The following is a 16,923-nucleotide window of genomic DNA, read 5'->3' on the forward strand; positions in this document are numbered from 1 at the left end:
AACTATCGGGCCCGGGGACGACGCAGTCCGAGCCGTGCGGCGGATCGCCTGCCGCGGGCGTCGGGCTGACGCCGGATGGCCCGCCGCTCGGACGGCTTGATGTCCCACGTCTCGGGGCGTGCGGCCACCCACCGCTTGGAATGGACCGCGAACGGAATGTGCACGAGGTACACGGCCACGAGCGCGATCAGCAGGATGTACGGGTAGGTGACCAGGGCCGCCGCCGCGAGCGCCACGAGGACGAGTAGACCGGCCGCCATCCGCGGGGGCACGGACACCGTCTTCAGCGCCAGTGTGGGAATCCGGCTGACGATCAGCGCCGCGGAGATCACGGTCCACGCCACGACGACGGGATACGACGACCACCAGCCGTCACCCCACTGCGCGGCGGCGGCCAGCGGGGTCAGTGCGATCAGCGCACCCGCCGGCGCAGGCACCCCGGTGAAGTACTCGTTGGTGTAGCCCGGCGCGTCGTCCTCGTCGAGGAGCGTGTTGAACCGTGCCAGCCGCAGCACGATGCTCACCGCATAGATCAGCGCGATGATCCAGCCGAAACTCTGCCCGTCCAGCAGTGTGACGTAGAGGACGAGGGCCGGTGCGACACCGAACGAGATGGAATCGGCGAGCGAGTCCAGTTCGGCGCCCATCTTGCTGGTGGCGTCGAGGAGGCGCGCGATGCGGCCGTCGAGCGAGTCGAGCACCGCGGCGGCGCCGATCATCGCCAGCGCCGTCCCCAGGTCGCCGTCGAGCGCGAACTTGACGGCGGACAGCCCCGCGCACAGGGCGAGGATCGTGACCACGCTCGGCAGGAGCCGAACCGCCTGCTGGGGTCGTCCCCGCCTCTGCTGCTTGGCGTTGGCGATCACGGCAGTTGAGCGATGACGGTCTCGGCGCCGATCGTCCGCTGGCCACGCTCGGCGAGCAACGTGGTGCCCGCCGGGAAGTACGTGTCGACGCGGGAGCCGAACCGGATCAGGCCGTACGTGTCACCGATCGGGAGGGTGTCGCCGACCTTGGCGTCGCAGACGATCCGGCGGGCGAGCAGACCGGCGATCTGCACGACGGCGACGTCGTGGCCTCCCTGGGTGTGCAGCAGCATGCTGTTGCGTTCGTTGACCTCGCTGGCGTCGGCGAGATCGGCGGAGAGGAACTGGCCCGGCCGGTGGACGACCTTCGTGACCTCACCACCGACAGGACTGCGCTGGACGTGCACGTCGAGCACGGACAGGAAGATGCTGACCCGGGGGAGCGGCTCGGTTCCCATGTCGAGTTCGGACGGCGGGACCGCGGAGTCGACGAGTGCGACCTCGCCGTCGGCCGGTGCGACGACGACGCCGACACGGTTCGGCGGAACGCGGTGCGGATGCCGGAAGAACGCGGCGCAGGCCGCGGCGGAGGTCAGCGCTCCACGCCGGACCCACTTGCGCTTGCGGCCGAGGACGGCCACACCGAGTGGTGCGAGGACGAAGGGCAGCCCGGCCGGATGCAGGGGCGGAACTGCTCCGCGGACGAGGTCGACGATGTGGCCGACGCTCGTGGATTGCGGGGTTCCGGGGGGTGTGGGCTTGCGTGCCACGGGCTCCTCTAACTGTGTCGGACGGACGTGCTGCCTGCGCGCCATCGCGCCGCACTCACAGATTACGTGAGCGCTACCGGCTGCAACGGCATCAGGAGAGAGTACGCACTCGCGGGGTCCGATGTGTGAACGGATCGTGGCCGGATGGCGAGCGGCGTGATGGGTCCGCCCACCTGGAACGTCAGCTGCTCACCCGGCAGCGCGTCGACGGCTTCGAGGAGAAAACCGGCGCTCACCTGCACATGGAAGCGCACGGGCTGATCCGTCCCCGGGCTGCCGACGACGATCTCGCCGGACTCGAGAACGCCGAGAACCACCCGGTCGCCTGCGTCCGCGAGAAGTGCACGCAGGTCCGCCGAGGAGAAGGTGTGCTCGATTCCCGGGTCGCGCGGCGACAGGCTGCGATGGTCGGGGAACGCGCCCTCGACGAGGCGGGTGCTGAGCTGTTCGGCGCCGCAGCGGAGGGTGATGCTGTCGGAGCCGACGACGACGGTCACCGTGTCGTGGCGTCCCAGCAGACCGGCCGCGTCGTCCAGGAACGTGCACGGGACGACGGCGGAGATCGGCTCGTCCGGTGGTTCGAGAACGGTCACCGTGCCGACCGCCAGCCGGTAGCGGTCGGTGGTGACGAGCCGAAGCACGCCGTGGTCCGTCTCCAGGAGGCAGCCGCGCAACACCGGGAACTCCGAGTCGGCGTCGGCGGCGAACCGCACCGCGCCGAACGCGGTGAGGAGGTCGGTGGTGCGGAGGACGGCCGTGCACTCCCGTGCCGTCCGCGCGTCGAGCAGTCCGTGAATCCTCGCCAGTTCGCGTCGAGCGTCGTCCAGCCCCTTCTCGAGCCGGCCGAGATGCCGGTCGAGGAGTCCGTGGGCGTCCGTCCCCCTCAGTACGGCCGCCATTTCCTTCACCGGCATACCCACCCGGCGCATCGCGGCGACGAGGATCGCCGCGTCCACGTGCCGGTCGGCGTACCAGCGATAGCCCGTGCGCGGGTCGACCGCGTGCGGGGTGACCACCCCGGCCTTGTCGTAGAACCGCAGCGCGCTGACCGACAGACCGGACGCCCGGGCGAGTTCACCGATGCTGAGCACGGCACTCACTCTGCCCCCACGGTCCGACAGTCGCGGCGCCGAGTTCTGCGCGCAGGCGCTCGACCGCCCCGCGGATCATCCGTCCGTATCCGTCCTCGGCGAGATGTTCGCAGCTCTGCGCGGCCCGATCGAGATGATGACGTGCCTCGGACGACTGGCCGAGTGCGTGATGAGAGGCCGCCACGTTGAGATGCAGTGACGGGTAGAACCCCGCGACCTGCAGCGAGGAGTGGTGTTCCTGAGCTCGCTCGTCGGTCAGCGAGTCGGCGGCGGCGAGGGCCCGCAGATCCCAGCGCAGCTCCTCGGCGGGGTCCGTCTGGACGTCAGCCATGTAGTGGGCCAGCGTGACGACGTGCAACGGGTCCGCTGTGTCCTCGCCGGAACCCGCGAGGGCGTCCCACACCTTCTCGAAGATGCGTCGGGCGCCCTCCCGGTCTCCCGCTACTGCCAGTTCCTGCCCCTGCGCGATCCTCGCCATGACGGCGTCCGATGTGTCCATGCGGACCACGCTGGGGCCTCGACCAGGTCGAGGGTCAACCGGACTACGTGCGCTCAGCCGCCGACTTGATGCGGGCGAGGGTGGTGTTCATGCCGTTCACGAGGTCGACCTCGAAGTCCTCGTTGCCGCCGAGGACGGTCTTGACCAGGAACTGCGACACCTTCGACGTTCCGGTCGGGGCTTCGCGGCGCTCGGTGACCTTGGTTCCGCCTGCCGTCGGCTCGAGTTCGTACGACCAGATGGTGCGGTTCTCGAGGATCCGGAACGCGATGGCCTTGTTCGGCTGGAACTTCACGACCTTCGACGTGGTCGGCCACACGAGGAGGCCCTTGCGGTTGATGTTGACGGTCTTGGTGCCCTCTTCGACGACGCCACCGAGGACGCGCATCGTGCGGCACTGGGGGCTCCATTCGCCCATCCGCTTCAGATCCGACACGACGGCCCACACGTCTTGCGGGGTCGCGTCGATGTCGATGCTTGCTTCGAGGGTGTTTGCCATCGGCTGTCTCCAGTCAGGGGAAGGTGGTACGTAAGGTAACAATTACTTTTCCGTCATGGTAGGCGCTCGCGCCGGAGCCGTGTGCGGTAGGTCACTGAATTCTCGTCCCGACCGCAGTTTTCCAGCACTTCCGCGCGCCTCATCGAAACCGTGTAACCAAAGGGGCACGATGGGCGATGAGTCAAGAGCGCGACGAAATGTCGCCGATGCAATGGCGCAAATGGAAAGTTGTCGAGTCGGTGTTCGGAAGTGATCGGTAGTGAATGTTCATTCGATCCTGCGGTGGGACCGCAGCCCTCTCCCTCTACTCGAATCAGCCCGATTGCAAGGACGTCCGTCCTCGTGGCCGAGTGAAAAACTCGAACGTTTGATGACGCCACGCGAAATCGAGGAAGCTCTCCGCGGCCGGTTGTAGACGCCGTCGTCGCTCCCGCAATCTCCTCACTCTCCGCCCGGCCCCGGGGGAGACTGGGGGTTGTGGGAGCCGAAGAGTCTGTCGTGGTCGGAACCGGAGCGGTCGCCGCCGAAGAAGTGATCCGGGTGGCGCGTCTCGGCGCGCCGGTGCGGATCTCGCGGGACGCGATGTCGGCCATGGCGGAAACCCGGAAGCGCATCGAGGCGCTGGCCGAGGACCCGAAGCCCGTGTACGGGATCTCGACGGGGTTCGGGGCACTCGCCACCCGGCACATCCCCTCTGCGCGACGGACGCAGCTGCAGCGCAGTCTGGTCCGCTCGCATGCCGCCGGGAACGGCCCCGAGGTGGAACGCGAGGTCGTGCGCGCTCTGATGCTGCTGCGACTGTCGACCCTGGCCACCGGCAGGACCGGCGCGCGGCCGGAGGTCGCGCAGGTCTACGCCTCGCTCCTGTCGGCGGGGATCACCCCCGTGGTCCACGAGTACGGCAGCCTCGGGTGCTCGGGGGATCTGGCGCCGCTGGCGCACGTCGCGCTCGCGGTGATCGGTGAGGGCACGGTGCGGGACGCGGACGGCGAACTGCGGCCGGCCGCGGAGGCGCTGGCCGCTGCCGGTATCGCACCGGTGATCCTCGAGGAGAAGGAAGGGCTGGCCCTGATCAACGGCACCGACGGCATGCTCGGCATGCTGCTGCTGGCATGCGAGGACCTGCACGGGCTTCTCCGTCTGGCCGACGTCACGGCGGCGATGAGCGTGGAGGGGCTGCTCGGCACCGACAAGGTGTTCGCCCCGGACCTGCAGGCGCTCCGGCCGCATCCCGGGCAGGCAGCGGCTGCGGACAACATGACGCGGTTGCTCGCGGGTTCAGGCATCGTCGCCAGCCATACGGGTCCGGATTGCACGGTGGTGCAGGACGCCTACTCGTTGCGGTGCGCCCCGCAGGTGGCGGGGGCGGCGCGGGACACTCTCGCGCACGCCGAGCGGGTGGCGTCGTGGGAACTGGCCAGCGCAATCGACAATCCGGTGGTCACCGTGGACGGTCGGGTCGAGTCGAACGGCAATTTTCACGGGGCGCCGGTCGGGTACGTGCTGGATTTTCTGGCGATCGTCGTCGCGGATGTGGCGAGCATGAGCGAGCGCCGCACCGACCGTTTCCTCGATGTGGCCCGCAATCACGGGCTGCCGCCGTTCCTGGCCGACGATCCCGGGGTGGACAGCGGCCACATGATCGCCCAGTACACCCAGGCGGCGATCGTCTCGGAGCTGAAGCGGCTGGCGGCGCCGGCGAGTGTGGATTCGATTCCGTCGTCGGCGATGCAGGAGGATCACGTGTCGATGGGGTGGTCGGCGGCCCGGAAGCTGCGCCGTGCGGTCGACGGGCTCACCCGGGTGCTGGCGATCGAGGCGTTGACGGCCGCTCGTGCGCTCGATCTGCGGGCCCCCCTCGCTCCGTCGCCGGCGACGGGTGCGGTGCGGGACACGATCCGCGAGCACGTGGACGGACCGGGGACCGACCGTCACCTCGCGCCGGAGATCGAGGCCGCGGTCGCCCTCGCCTCGTCCGGCGCTCTCGTCGCGAGCGCGGAGTCGGTGGTGGGAAAGCTGGACTGACCGGGGGGCTCGACCCTCGAGCCTTGCGAACTACCGTGGAGTGCAGGAGATGGTCCTCATGAGTCTCGCGGAGTTCGACACACGCAGGAAGACCGTCGACACCGACCGTGGCCCGGTGAGCTATCTCGATTCCGGCACCGGCCGTGCGGCGCTCTTCATTCACGGCGTCGGGACCTCCGGTTACCTCTGGCGCAACGTGATCCGTCAGCTCGAGGGAGAACGACGGTGCGTCGCGCTCGACCTTCCGCTACACGGGCACACTCCCGCCGCGCCCGATCAGGACTTCACCCTCGGCGCACTCGCCGACGTCGTCGCCGCCACGTGCGACGCGCTGGGGCTGCCGAAGGTCGACGTGGTCGCCAACGACACCGGCGGGGCGGTCGCGCAGATCTTCGCGGCCCGGCACCCCGACAGGTTGTCGTCGCTGACGTTGACGAACTGCGAAACCCATGACAACGTGCCGCCGAAGGCGTTCCTTCCCGCCGTGCTGCTCGCCCGGGCGGGGCTGCTCGCGCGGATTGCGCGACCGCTGGCGAGGAACGTGTCGAGGGCTCGTAAACTGTTGTACGGCAGTGGGTATCAGAATGTGCGATCATTGCCGGAGGAAGTCGTGGCGTCGTACATCGAGCCGCTGCTCGGCACCCGCGACCGAGCGTTGCTCTTCCAGCGCTGGATCGCATCGCTCCATCCGCGCGACCTGCTCGCGGTCGAGTCGGACCTCGCGGCACTCGAGGTCCCCACACTCGTCGTGTGGGGCACCGGGGACGTGTTCTTCCGGACGAAGTGGGCTTACTGGCTGCGCGACCTCATCCCGGGAGCGCGGGAAGTCGTGGAGATCCGGGGTGGCAAGCTGTTCTTCCCCGACGAGCGTTCGCGCGAACTGGTCGTCGAATTGCGCAGATTCTGGGCGGCCCGGTCCTGAGCCGCGCTCAACGCAGCGGGTCGAAATGCCGCATGACGCCGGGAACCTCGCCGCCGGTCATGGAGTCGGCCAGCATGCGTCCGGTGAGCGGCCCCAGCGCGATGCCCCACATTCCGTGACCGCCCGCTACGTGCACGCGGGGGGAGCGGGTGGCTCCGACGAGCGGAAGTCCGTCGGTGGTGCAGGGCCGGGACCCGACCCACTCCTCCTGACGCGATTCCCAGTCGATGCCGGTGAACATGGGCGTCGCGGCCTCGATGATCGCCTGGACCCGGCGCGGGTCGAGAGGTGCGTCGGGACTGCGGAATTCCATCATTCCGGCGACGCGGAAACGATCCTGCAACGGCGTGCACGCCACTCGCTGGGTGGGGAAGTAGATCGGGTTCTTCGGCATTTGCTGGGGCTGGACGCTGAAGCTGTAGCCGCGGCCGGCCTGCACGAGGGCGCGGACACCGAACGGGCGGGCCAGTGCATTGAGGCGTGCGCCGCTGGCGATGACGACGGCATCGGCGGCTACCGCGTCGCCGGTGGCCGAGACCAGCCGGACCCCCGACTGTCCCCGATCCTGCACAGCCGTCACGTCGAAGCCGGACCTGATCTCACCGCCACGGGCCCGGACGGCGTCGGCGAGGGAGTGCACGAAGCGCGGCGGGTCGATGAAACGCTGGTTGCGCAGCCTCAGGCCGGAGTGCACGCCGTCGCCGAGACTCGGCTCGAGAGAGTGGATCTCGTCCCTGTCGACGCGGTCGTACTCGACCTCCCCGCCGGCGGCCTCGACGTGACGGAACTCGTCGACGAGCGCTTCCCGGTCCTCGTCCGACTTGAACGCGGTGAGGAACGGGTCGGCGAGATGGGTGTGCTCCCGCACGCCGCCGTCCGCGAGTTCGTCGTAGGCGCCCAGGGAGATCCGGTTGACCTCGGCGTAGACCTTCATCGCGTCCTCCCACCGGGAGGGCGAGCAGTGCCGGGCGAAGCCGACGAGGAAGCGCACCAGGCGCAGATCGGTCGTGAAGGGAACATAGACCGGCGACGACGGATTCAGCATCGCGCGCAGCCCGTACTTCAGTACGGCGGGCTCGGGAAGCGGCAGCGTCAATGCCGGTGCGAGCCAACCCGCATTACCCCAGGACGCGTCCGACGCGACACCGTCCCGGTCGACGACCGTGACACGCACGCCACGCTCCTGGAGGAACCACGCCGTGGACAATCCGACGACGCCTGCTCCGACGATCGCGACATGGTCAGGGCGCTGCACTGTGCTCATGACTCCATCATCGGTCGGCGACGGCGCCGGGGGAGTAGCCGTTCGGCCAGTCCCGGACAGTGACCCCTGTGCAATCGGCCAGGGGTCACATGTCCCGCAGTCCTGTCAGCTTCAGGTTCAGCATCAGGATGAGCCGGGTGTCCGCGTCGGCCAGGTCCACGCCGCACGAATCGACGCAGCGTCGCAGCCGGTTCCTGAGGGTGTTGGGGTGCACGTGCAGTGCGGCCGCCGCATCGGCGACGTCGCCGCCGTGGGCGAGGAAGGCGCGGGCCGTGGCCACGAGATCGGTCCCGTGCTGCTCGTCGTGCCGGGTGAGCGCGGCGAGCGGGGTGAGCTCGCCCAGGCCGTCGAAGATGTCCGCGACGCGCAACGCCAGCACGGACGCGAGACTGTCCTGCATCGTCCCGACGACACCGCCGGATCGGGCGTGCTGCAGGACGGTGAGGACCCGGTCGGCGTCCCCCCGCGACAGGTGAGCCTGGCTGGCCGTGGTCACTTCGCGTCCGACGGCGACTACGAATGCCGCCCCGCTGCGGGCGCGACCGAGGAAATTCTCGGCGAGGCGACGGACATCCTTCTCCGATGCGGCGATGACGACGTAGATGACGTCGTCGAGCTGGGCGGCGACCGAATCGACCGCCAGCGTGTCGAGGTACAGGCCGAGGGAGGCGAGCAAACCGGACGGCAGGGAGCGACCGATCACGACCGGGGCGGCCGCCGCGACGGTCAGCCTTCCCTCCAGCCGGAGGTCGTCGGCGGCGCGGAAGGCGGGCTCGCCGCCGTTGATCAGTGCACGCACCCGATCGACCTGCATCCGGCGTGTCACGTCCACCCGTTCCCGCTCCGCCGCGATGTGTTCGGCGACGACGGGGACCGCGGACCGCAGGATCGATTCCTGTTCCGTGGTGGGGGCGGACGTCATCGCCGCCCAGATCGACCCGACCGACCGTCCCGCGTCGCGCACCGCGATCACCGCGCGGGGAGTCATGTTCGGCATTCGCATGTCCACGTAGAAGACGTCGGTGTCGCGATGGAGGCGCTCGAAGATGCCGGCGTCCTCGAGGAGCTGCCGGTACTTCCCGGGCACCTGCCGTCCCAGGATGGTTTCGATGCGGGCTTGGTCCACGGCCTGCTCGCCGCTCGAATAGGCCAGAACCGTCGAGTTCTCGTCCTCGATCGTGATCGGCGCGCCGATCAGCTCGGCCAGCGACCCCGCCACCGTGAACAGGTCTTCACCGCGCAGGTCCATGTCTGGGAGCCTAGTTGCCGGGGCCGGTCCGGCCCGGTCTTCGCCGCGACACCGTGTCCTCGAGACACGGGCCTCCGGGTCCTGGCGGTGGCCACCCCGCACGGGCATTGTGGGGGTATGGCGGCGGCGCAGGGCGGAACCGGAACGATGGCCGCGTGGCGCGTGGTCGCGCCGGGCCCCGTCGCGGGCCACCCTCTGGAATTCGGACGTGAGACCATCCCCGGGCCGGGGCCGGGCGAACTTCTCGTGAAGGTGCTGGCGTGCGGAGTGTGCCGCACCGACCTGCACGTGACCGAAGGGGATCTGCCCGTGCACCGGCCAGGGGTGATTCCCGGCCACGAGGTGGTGGGGGAGGTTGCCGCACTGGGTGATTCGGTGTCGGGGTCCTTCGCAGTCGGCGACCGGGTAGGTATCGCCTGGCTGCGTCACACCTGCGGACATTGCGCGGCCTGCCTGCGCGGCGCGGAGAACCTGTGCAGGCAGTCGCGGTACACGGGTTGGGATGCGGACGGCGGATACGCCGAATTCGCGACGGTCCCGGCCGACTACGCGCTGCACCTGCCTGCGGGCTACTCGGACACCGAACTCGCACCACTGCTGTGCGCCGGGATCATCGGCTACCGGGCGCTCGAACGTGCTGCCGTCCCCGACGGCGGTGCGCTGGGCATCTACGGGTTCGGCGGCAGCGCGCACCTCACCGCCCAGGTCGCGTCGATCCGCGGTGCCCGGGTGCACGTCATGACGCGTGGGGCGGAGGCCCGTGCGCTGGCGCAGCGACTCGGGGCGGCGTCCGTGCAGGGCGTCCGCGACGTGCCGCCGGAACCCCTCGACTCCGCGATTCTGTTCGCCCCGGTGGGCGATCTGGTGCCCGTGGCGATGGAGGCGCTCGCCGACGGCGGCACCCTCGCAGTCGCGGGGATCCACCTCTCCGACATTCCCACGCTCGAGTATCAGAGGCATCTGTTCCGGGAACGGCAGATCCGCAGCGTCACCGCCAACACCCGTTCGGATTCCGTCGAATTCCTGCACATCGCAGCGGAACACCGGCTGAGTATCGACATCCACCCGTACCCACTCGACCGCGCCGACCGGGCCCTGCGCGACCTGGACGGCGGAAAGTTCAGCGGTGCAGCAGTTCTCGAGCCGTAGAGGGAGAGAAATATGAGCGAACATGCAGGGCCGCCCGTGGTCGTCGGTATCGATGGTTCACGCGCCGCGCTCGACGCGGCGCTCTGGGCCGCGGGCACGGCGGTCCGGATCGACGCCCCACTCCTGCTCGCCCACACCTACCCGGACGAGGCCACGTTCTACAACGGCACCGCGATGATGATCGACGCCCAGTTCATCCAGGAACTGCGCGAGGACGGCAACGCGATGCTCGACGCCACCACCGCCGCCGTCCTGCAGGACCATCCCGGACTCGCCGTCGAGCGCGACGTCCGATCCGGGACGGCGGCGTCCCACCTGATCGAGCTGTCGAGGGCGGCGCGGGTCGTGGCGCTCGGCGCGCAGGGTGCGGGCGCGGTCACCGACTACCTTCTCGGGTCCACGGTGCTCCGCACGGTCAATCACGCGCACAGCCCGGTCGCGGTCGTCCGGGGAGCGCCCGCGACGGCGTCGCCGGACACCCGCCCGATCGTGGTGGGCGTGGACGGCAGCCAGGTCAGCGAGAAAGCCGTCGAGGAGGCGTTCGCACTTGCGTCCGCGTTCGGTGTCGGTCTGGACGTGGTGCACGCGTGGAGCGGCGAGAAGCAGCACGGGCTCGCCCATGCGTCGAAGTACGTGGACTGGGCCGCCTACGAGGAAGGGGAGAAGGCCGTCGTGTCCGAATGCCTCGCCGGCATCCGGGACGAGTATCCGGACGTGCCGGTGAACGAGGTGACGACACAGGGGGTGTCCGCCGACGTCCTCCTGCGGCACGCGACGACGGCGCAACTGCTGGTGGTCGGAAGCCACGGCCGGGGGAAGGTGATGGGTGCCCTGCTCGGATCCGTCAGCCAGAATCTGGTCCACCACGCCCCCTGCCCCGTTCTCGTCTGCCGGGCTCGGCAGTGACACCGTCCGAGCCGTGCTCGGCAGTGACACCGTCCGAGCCGCGCGGATAGGCTCCTGTCATGGCTGGGGTCGAGGGTGTCCTGCTCGATATAGACGGGGTGCTGGTTACTTCGTGGCATCCGATCGACGGTGCGGCTGCCGCGGTGCGGGAGGTGCGCGAGCGCGGACTCGCGTGCGCCTACCTCACCAACACGACGTCCCGGACGTGCGACGAGATCGCCGAGGCCCTGCGGTCGGCAGGCATCGAGGCGGACTCCGGCGAGATCGTCACGGCGGCCCGGCTCACCGCGGAGTACGTCCGGTCGACCTACCCCGGGTCGCGGGCCTGGGTCCTCAACAGCGGCGACATCACAGCCGATCTGTCCGGAATCGAACTGGACGACGAGGACCCCGAGGTGGTGATCCTCGGTGGGGCGGGGCCGGAATTCACCCACGAGGCCCTCAGCCGCGTGGTCGAGCTGATGCTCGACGGCGTCCCCGTCGTCGCGATGCACCGGGGCACCACGTGGGCCACCCACGACGGGCTGCGCATCGACACGGGCACCTACCTCCCCGGCATGGAGGAGGTCGCGGGAACCAACGTCGTCTCGGTGGGCAAGCCGTCGCTCGCCGCGTTCCTCACCGCCACCGATCTGATGGGCACGGAACCGGACGTGACGGTGATGGTCGGTGACGATCTGACGGGTGACGTCCTGGCCGCGCAGCGGGTGGGACTGACGGGCGTGCTGGTGCGGACGGGCAAGTTCCGCCAGTCGATTCTGGACCTCGCCCCGCAGCGACCGGACCACGTCGTCGATTCGGTCGCGCAGCTGCCGAAGCTCCTCGACGAACTCGCCTGACCGCGGTCCGGGACTAACCGGCCGCGAGCGGGTACTCTCGCGGCGAATCCTCCAATTCGACGTTCCCAGAAGGAGCTTCCATGCTCGCTGTCTCCACCCCCGTCACCTCGACCGCCTCGGCATCTCGTACTCGTATCTCGTCTCTGTTCGGCCGACGGCTGGCACGTGTGGGAGCGGCGATGGCCGTGGGTCTGGGCGTCGCGGCGGGAATCTCGGTGGCCGGCGCAGGCGTCGCCGGTGCCGCCCCCGTCAACTGTGTCTCCCCGCCGTCGGCGAACGACGTTCAGGTGTCGGACACCGCGAGCTGCGGCGCCAAGGCGACCGAGGCCGGCGTCGCCCACGCGATGGCCGCGGACAGCGGCACCGCGGTGAGTGTCGCCAACGGACACAGCGGCGCCACCACGTACGCCAACGGATACGGAACGTCGCTCGGTGCGTCGACCGGTTCGGGTCAGGCGTACGCGCTCGCGCTCGGCGGCGGCATCGCCCGTTCCGGTGCGGCCGACGGCACCACCACCGTCGCGATCGCAGGCTGGGGTTCGGGTGCGACTGCCGACGCGAACGGCGTCGACTGCGTCGGCGCGCTGTCCCTCGCCTTCAACGTGAACACCGGTCAGGTCTGCGCGATGCGCTGATCGCCCGGCGCACCGGTTCCGTCCCGACCTTGCACTCACCCTGTCCGAGTGCTAAAAATGCACTTGGCACTCACGACGCGTGAGTGCCAGGTCGGGACGGTGAGACCGGGAACCAAAGACACCCCTGGTCGTCCGTCGCGGGCACCGAACTCGGCCGAAGGCGTAAATGAGGCGACCCGACTAGCGGTCGCCTTGTGTGTCACCCCCAATCCGGAGGATCACTTCGCAATGGCCAAGATCATCGCGTTCGACGAAGAGGCCCGTCGCGGCCTCGAGCGGGGACTCAACGCCCTCGCCGACGCAGTCAAGGTGACGTTGGGCCCCAAGGGTCGCAACGTCGTGCTCGAGAAGAAGTGGGGCGCCCCCACGATCACCAACGATGGTGTTTCCATCGCCAAGGAGATCGAGCTCGAGGACCCCTACGAGAAGATCGGTGCCGAGCTGGTCAAGGAGGTCGCCAAGAAGACTGACGACGTCGCCGGCGACGGAACCACCACCGCTACCGTTCTCGCCCAGGCTCTCGTCCGTGAGGGTCTCCGCAACGTCGCTGCCGGCGCCAACCCGCTGGGTCTGAAGCGCGGCATCGAGAAGGCCGTCGAGGCCGTCACCGTGCGTCTGCTCGAGACCGCCAAGGAGATCGACACCAAGGAGCAGATCGCTGCTACCGCTGGTATCTCCGCAGGCGACCCGTCCATCGGCGAGCTCATCGCCGAGGCCATGGACAAGGTCGGCAAGGAAGGCGTCATCACGGTCGAGGAGTCCAACACCTTCGGCCTGCAGCTCGAGCTCACCGAGGGCATGCGCTTCGACAAGGGCTACATTTCGGCGTACTTCGCCACCGATCCCGAGCGTCAGGAAGCCGTCCTCGAGGACGCGTACATCCTGCTCGTGAGCTCCAAGATCTCCACGGTCAAGGACCTGCTGCCGCTGCTGGAGAAGGTCATCCAGTCCGGCAAGCCGTTGGTCATCATCGCCGAGGACGTCGAGGGCGAAGCCCTGTCCACCCTGGTGGTCAACAAGATCCGTGGCACCTTCAAGTCCGTGGCCGTCAAGGCTCCCGGCTTCGGTGACCGTCGCAAGGCTCAGCTCGCCGACATCGCCATCCTCACCGGTGGCGAGGTCATCAGCGAAGAGGTCGGCCTCTCCCTGGAGACCGCCGGACTCGAGCTGCTCGGCCAGGCACGCAAGGTCGTCATCACCAAGGACGAGACCACCATCGTCGAAGGCGCGGGAGACCCCGAGGCCATCGCCGGTCGCGTGTCGCAGATCCGCGCCGAGATCGAGAACAGCGACTCCGACTACGACCGCGAGAAGCTGCAGGAGCGCCTGGCCAAGCTGGCCGGTGGCGTTGCAGTCATCAAGGCCGGCGCTGCCACCGAGGTGGAGCTCAAGGAGCGCAAGCACCGCATCGAAGATGCCGTGCGTAACGCCAAGGCTGCCGTCGAAGAGGGCATCGTCGCCGGTGGTGGCGTGGCTCTGCTGCAGTCGGCTCCCGCGCTCGACGACCTGAAGCTCGAAGGTGACGAGGCCACCGGTGCGAACATCGTTCGCGTCGCCCTCGAAGCACCGCTGAAGCAGATCGCCTTCAACGCGGGCCTCGAGCCCGGCGTCGTTGCCGAGAAGGTTCGCAACCTGCCCGCAGGTCACGGCCTCAACGCCTCGACCAACGAGTACGGCGACCTGCTCGAAGCCGGCATCAACGACCCGGTCAAGGTCACCCGCTCCGCGCTGCAGAACGCAGCGTCCATCGCGGCTCTGTTCCTGACCACCGAGGCCGTCGTCGCCGACAAGCCGGAGAAGGCCGGAGCGCCCGTGGGCGACCCGACCGGCGGCATGGGCGGTATGGACTTCTAAAGGCGGCTACGCCTCCCGTGAGTGGGTGAGGAGTCCTCGGACTCGCCCACCACTCACGGGCACGAAGTGCTCGAAGAGCCCGGGACACCATCTGGTGTCCCGGGCTCTTTCTTGTCTGTGACCTCCCCTTTTCCATGAACTGGTCGGTTGTTCAACTGTTTTTCGCATTTCGGTCTCGGACCGCGGAAATTCGGGTAAAAAGGACCTTTAGCAACCCTCCCGAACGACTTTCCGGTTCGCTGCGGCGTGGGTACGACGGAAAAGGACGAGACGAATGCGTTGTGGGCAAACGCGGCGTTACGCACGCTGGTCGCGCTGCCGTTGACGGCCGGTCTACCGGTGGCGTCGGCCGAACCCGATCCCGACCCCGAGACCGTGACGGTGCACGTCTACTCCCCGGCGATGAAGAGGGTCGTTCCGGTGGCGGTGCAGACACCCGCGGACACCAGCGTCCCGCGTCCCACGCTGTACCTCCTCAACGGCGCCGGGGGCGGTGAGGACGAGGCGACGTGGCAACACCAGACCGACGTCGAGTCGTTCCTCGCCGACAAGAACGTGAACGTCGTGACGCCGCTCGCCGGCGCCTTCAGTTACTACACGGACTGGGAACGCGACGACCCCGAACTCGGACGCAACAAGTGGGCGACGTTCCTCACGCAGGAGTTGCCGCCGATCATCGATACGGAGTTCGGGACGTCGGGCGTCAACGCCATCGCGGGCATCTCCATGGCGGGTACGTCGGTACTGAGCCTCGCGATCGCGGCCCCGTCGCTGTATCGGGGCATCGGCGCCTACAGCGGATGCGCCGAAACGAGCACCGACGCAGGGCAGTTCCACGTCCGGACCGTGGTCGAGAGCCGTGGCGGAGCCGACTCGGAAAACATGTGGGGGCCGCCGGGTGGCCCCGGCTGGGTCGCCAACGATCCGTTGGTGAATGCCGAGAAGCTTCGCGGCACGGCCATGTTCATCTCGTCGTCCTCGGGACTTCCCGGGGAGCACGACACTCTGACTGCCAGGTCGGTCGACGGCGATCCGTCGATGCTGGCCAATCAGGTGATCGTCGGCGGAATCATCGAGGCGGCGGTCGACAGCTGCACTCGCCGGCTGGCGTCTCGGTTCGACGAGCTCGGCATCGACGCGACGTTCGACTTCCGGCCGTCGGGGACACATTCGTGGGGCTACTGGGAAGACGACCTGCACGAGTCGTGGCCGATGCTTGCCGCCTCCATGGGGTTGTAGAGGGAGTATTTGCGCGCGTAGCCCGGTTGAATCCCGTTCTGCTGCAACAAAGCGATTGATCCGGCACTTCGCTTCGGAGGGCCGGTTTCGTCCTGTCCGTGCTCCGGCCCGTCCAGAAGTGCTCGAGAGTTGTTGTAGAAGAATACTTTTCGAAACCCACGCGTGCTGACAGAGGTTGATGCTTTAATGTGAGGGACGGCAACGGAGGCTGAATTCCGTTGCTGCGCAACAAGTAACAGGAGGATTCATGGGAAGCACGACCCTCACCGACATCATCACTTTCGTCTTCGATCTGCTCGCGCAAAGCGCCACGTTCTTCAGCTGATCAAGTCATCCCTCGGCGCTGCCGGGGTAGTTCGTCACCGAAAGCGACGCGCTGTGCGTCCGTGAAGATGGAGGAAGAATGGGAAGCATCACCAACGGCTGGGAAGCGATCAGCCAGTTCACTCAGCTCATCCTGGCGATCATTCCGGCCCTCGTCACAGGGTCTCTGTGACCGTGGCGCGTCGGTAGATCTCGTGTCGGCTGTGGCCGTGGATTCGTTCCACGGCCACAGTGCTTTCCGGTGCTGTCGCCCGTGTCAGTGTCCGGCCGGCATCAGCATCCATGCGGCGAGGTAGACGAGTGCCGCGGTGCCGCCGGTGACCAGCGTGGCAACCACGGTGAGCAACCGGACGAGGTTGACGTCCACCGAGAAGTATTCGGCGATGCCGCCGCAGACGCCTGCGAGCATCTTCTGGTTGTCGGAACGGGTGAACTGGCGGGGAGTGTTGCTGTCGAATGTCATGCCTCCATTCTGTTCGGCGGGGCCTGCCGGCACATCGGGATGTACCCCGATCTCGACCCTGGTCTTTCACCCTGAGTGTCCGTTCCGTACCGCCGGTTGCTCGTGCGTCGAGTCGATCGTTCTCCGTGTCCGCGCCGCGCCGAGAAACCCGATATCCCACACTTCAGGTCAATTAAATGCCACAATGGAAACTTTTGCCATCGAATTAATGGTTTCGAGACAAAATCGGATGCGTTCACCGGGGCAAGGAAGAGATGTTCGAATTCGTCCACGCCTCGTTACTCCGCAGGAGAATTCAAGGGCAGCGACAAGAAAAAGTCCGGAAACAATGCAACGAGGTATGTTCTGTCGCTCTTCGATTACGAGAACGTGGATCCGGCGATCGCAGT

16 protein-coding genes are annotated in these 16,923 nt (G+C 68.1%); 8 read left to right on the forward strand and 8 right to left on the reverse strand.

From position 1 onward, the window contains the following. Positions 1–2: 2 nt before the first annotated feature. The 5 genes from pssA to OYT95_RS27900 all read right to left on the reverse strand — a co-directional run bounded on the left by pssA (position 3) and on the right by OYT95_RS27900 (position 3,665). Positions 3–866 carry a CDP-diacylglycerol--serine O-phosphatidyltransferase gene (gene pssA / locus OYT95_RS27880; RefSeq protein ID WP_037240657.1) on the reverse strand — a complete coding sequence of 288 codons (864 nt, stop codon included), beginning with the start codon at positions 864–866 and terminating at the stop codon, positions 3–5. Next, complete coding sequence (locus OYT95_RS27885; RefSeq protein WP_037240659.1) at positions 863–1,576, reverse strand: phosphatidylserine decarboxylase; 714 nt, start codon at positions 1,574–1,576, stop codon at positions 863–865. Before OYT95_RS27885 ends, pssA begins: the two co-directional genes overlap by 4 nt. Positions 1,577–1,638: 62 nt before the next feature. Then, on the reverse strand, positions 1,639–2,676 hold the full coding sequence (locus OYT95_RS27890; protein WP_268789680.1) for a DNA polymerase III subunit beta family protein: 1,038 nt from the start codon (positions 2,674–2,676) through the stop codon (positions 1,639–1,641). Then, a complete protein-coding gene (locus tag OYT95_RS27895) occupies positions 2,651–3,175 on the reverse strand; it encodes a hypothetical protein (RefSeq protein WP_128641522.1) in 525 nt (174 codons plus the stop codon). The genes OYT95_RS27890 and OYT95_RS27895 overlap by 26 nt, the downstream gene beginning before the upstream one ends. Before the next feature lie 34 nt (positions 3,176–3,209). Beyond that, entirely contained in the window at positions 3,210–3,665 is a 456-nt protein-coding gene (locus OYT95_RS27900) for an SRPBCC family protein (protein WP_112300894.1), read from the reverse strand. A 477-nt stretch (positions 3,666–4,142) separates the two neighbouring features. Here OYT95_RS27900 and hutH point away from each other — a divergent pair, with 477 nt between their 5' ends. After that, complete coding sequence (gene hutH / locus OYT95_RS27905) at positions 4,143–5,690, forward strand: histidine ammonia-lyase (protein ID WP_268789681.1); 1,548 nt, start codon at positions 4,143–4,145, stop codon at positions 5,688–5,690. A 58-nt stretch (positions 5,691–5,748) separates the two neighbouring features. After that, on the forward strand, positions 5,749–6,612 hold the full coding sequence (locus tag OYT95_RS27910) for an alpha/beta fold hydrolase (RefSeq protein WP_268789682.1): 864 nt from the start codon (positions 5,749–5,751) through the stop codon (positions 6,610–6,612). A 7-nt stretch (positions 6,613–6,619) separates the two neighbouring features. Here the strand turns inward: OYT95_RS27910 and OYT95_RS27915 are convergent, their stop codons facing one another. Beyond that, positions 6,620–7,876: an NAD(P)/FAD-dependent oxidoreductase gene (locus OYT95_RS27915; protein WP_268789683.1), complete on the reverse strand. Its 1,257-nt coding sequence runs from the start codon at positions 7,874–7,876 to the stop codon at positions 6,620–6,622. An 85-nt stretch (positions 7,877–7,961) separates the two neighbouring features. Next, a complete protein-coding gene (locus OYT95_RS27920; RefSeq protein WP_268789684.1) occupies positions 7,962–9,125 on the reverse strand; it encodes a PucR family transcriptional regulator in 1,164 nt (387 codons plus the stop codon). A 147-nt stretch (positions 9,126–9,272) separates the two neighbouring features. On the opposite strand from OYT95_RS27920, the gene OYT95_RS27925 reads away from it, so the two are divergent. From OYT95_RS27925 to OYT95_RS27950, 6 genes are all read left to right on the forward strand, one after another. Continuing rightward, the gene (locus tag OYT95_RS27925; protein ID WP_268792286.1) at positions 9,273–10,274 is read left to right on the forward strand and encodes a zinc-binding alcohol dehydrogenase family protein; all 1,002 of its coding nucleotides are present in this window, start codon (positions 9,273–9,275) and stop codon (positions 10,272–10,274) included. A gap of 12 nt (positions 10,275–10,286) precedes the next feature. Further along, complete coding sequence (locus OYT95_RS27930; protein WP_268789685.1) at positions 10,287–11,180, forward strand: universal stress protein; 894 nt, start codon at positions 10,287–10,289, stop codon at positions 11,178–11,180. A 59-nt stretch (positions 11,181–11,239) separates the two neighbouring features. Continuing rightward, entirely contained in the window at positions 11,240–12,019 is a 780-nt protein-coding gene (locus OYT95_RS27935) for an HAD-IIA family hydrolase (RefSeq protein ID WP_128641526.1), read from the forward strand. 80 nt (positions 12,020–12,099) lie between these two features. Beyond that, positions 12,100–12,654 (forward strand): DUF6764 family protein, encoded by a 555-nt coding sequence (locus tag OYT95_RS27940; RefSeq protein WP_037237967.1) that lies wholly within the window; start codon positions 12,100–12,102, stop codon positions 12,652–12,654. A 228-nt stretch (positions 12,655–12,882) separates the two neighbouring features. After that, entirely contained in the window at positions 12,883–14,508 is a 1,626-nt protein-coding gene (groL, locus tag OYT95_RS27945) for a chaperonin GroEL (protein ID WP_005251801.1), read from the forward strand. Positions 14,509–14,754: 246 nt separating this feature from the next. After that, on the forward strand, positions 14,755–15,747 hold the full coding sequence (locus tag OYT95_RS27950; protein ID WP_442972525.1) for an alpha/beta hydrolase: 993 nt from the start codon (positions 14,755–14,757) through the stop codon (positions 15,745–15,747). 580 nt (positions 15,748–16,327) lie between these two features. Here OYT95_RS27950 and OYT95_RS27955 read toward each other — a convergent pair. Next, entirely contained in the window at positions 16,328–16,534 is a 207-nt protein-coding gene (locus OYT95_RS27955; protein WP_005251806.1) for a PspC domain-containing protein, read from the reverse strand. Positions 16,535–16,923 lie beyond the last annotated feature (389 nt).

Source organism: Rhodococcus sp. JS3073, assembly GCF_026810085.1.
Lineage (GTDB): Bacteria > Actinomycetota > Actinomycetes > Mycobacteriales > Mycobacteriaceae > Rhodococcus_F > Rhodococcus_F wratislaviensis.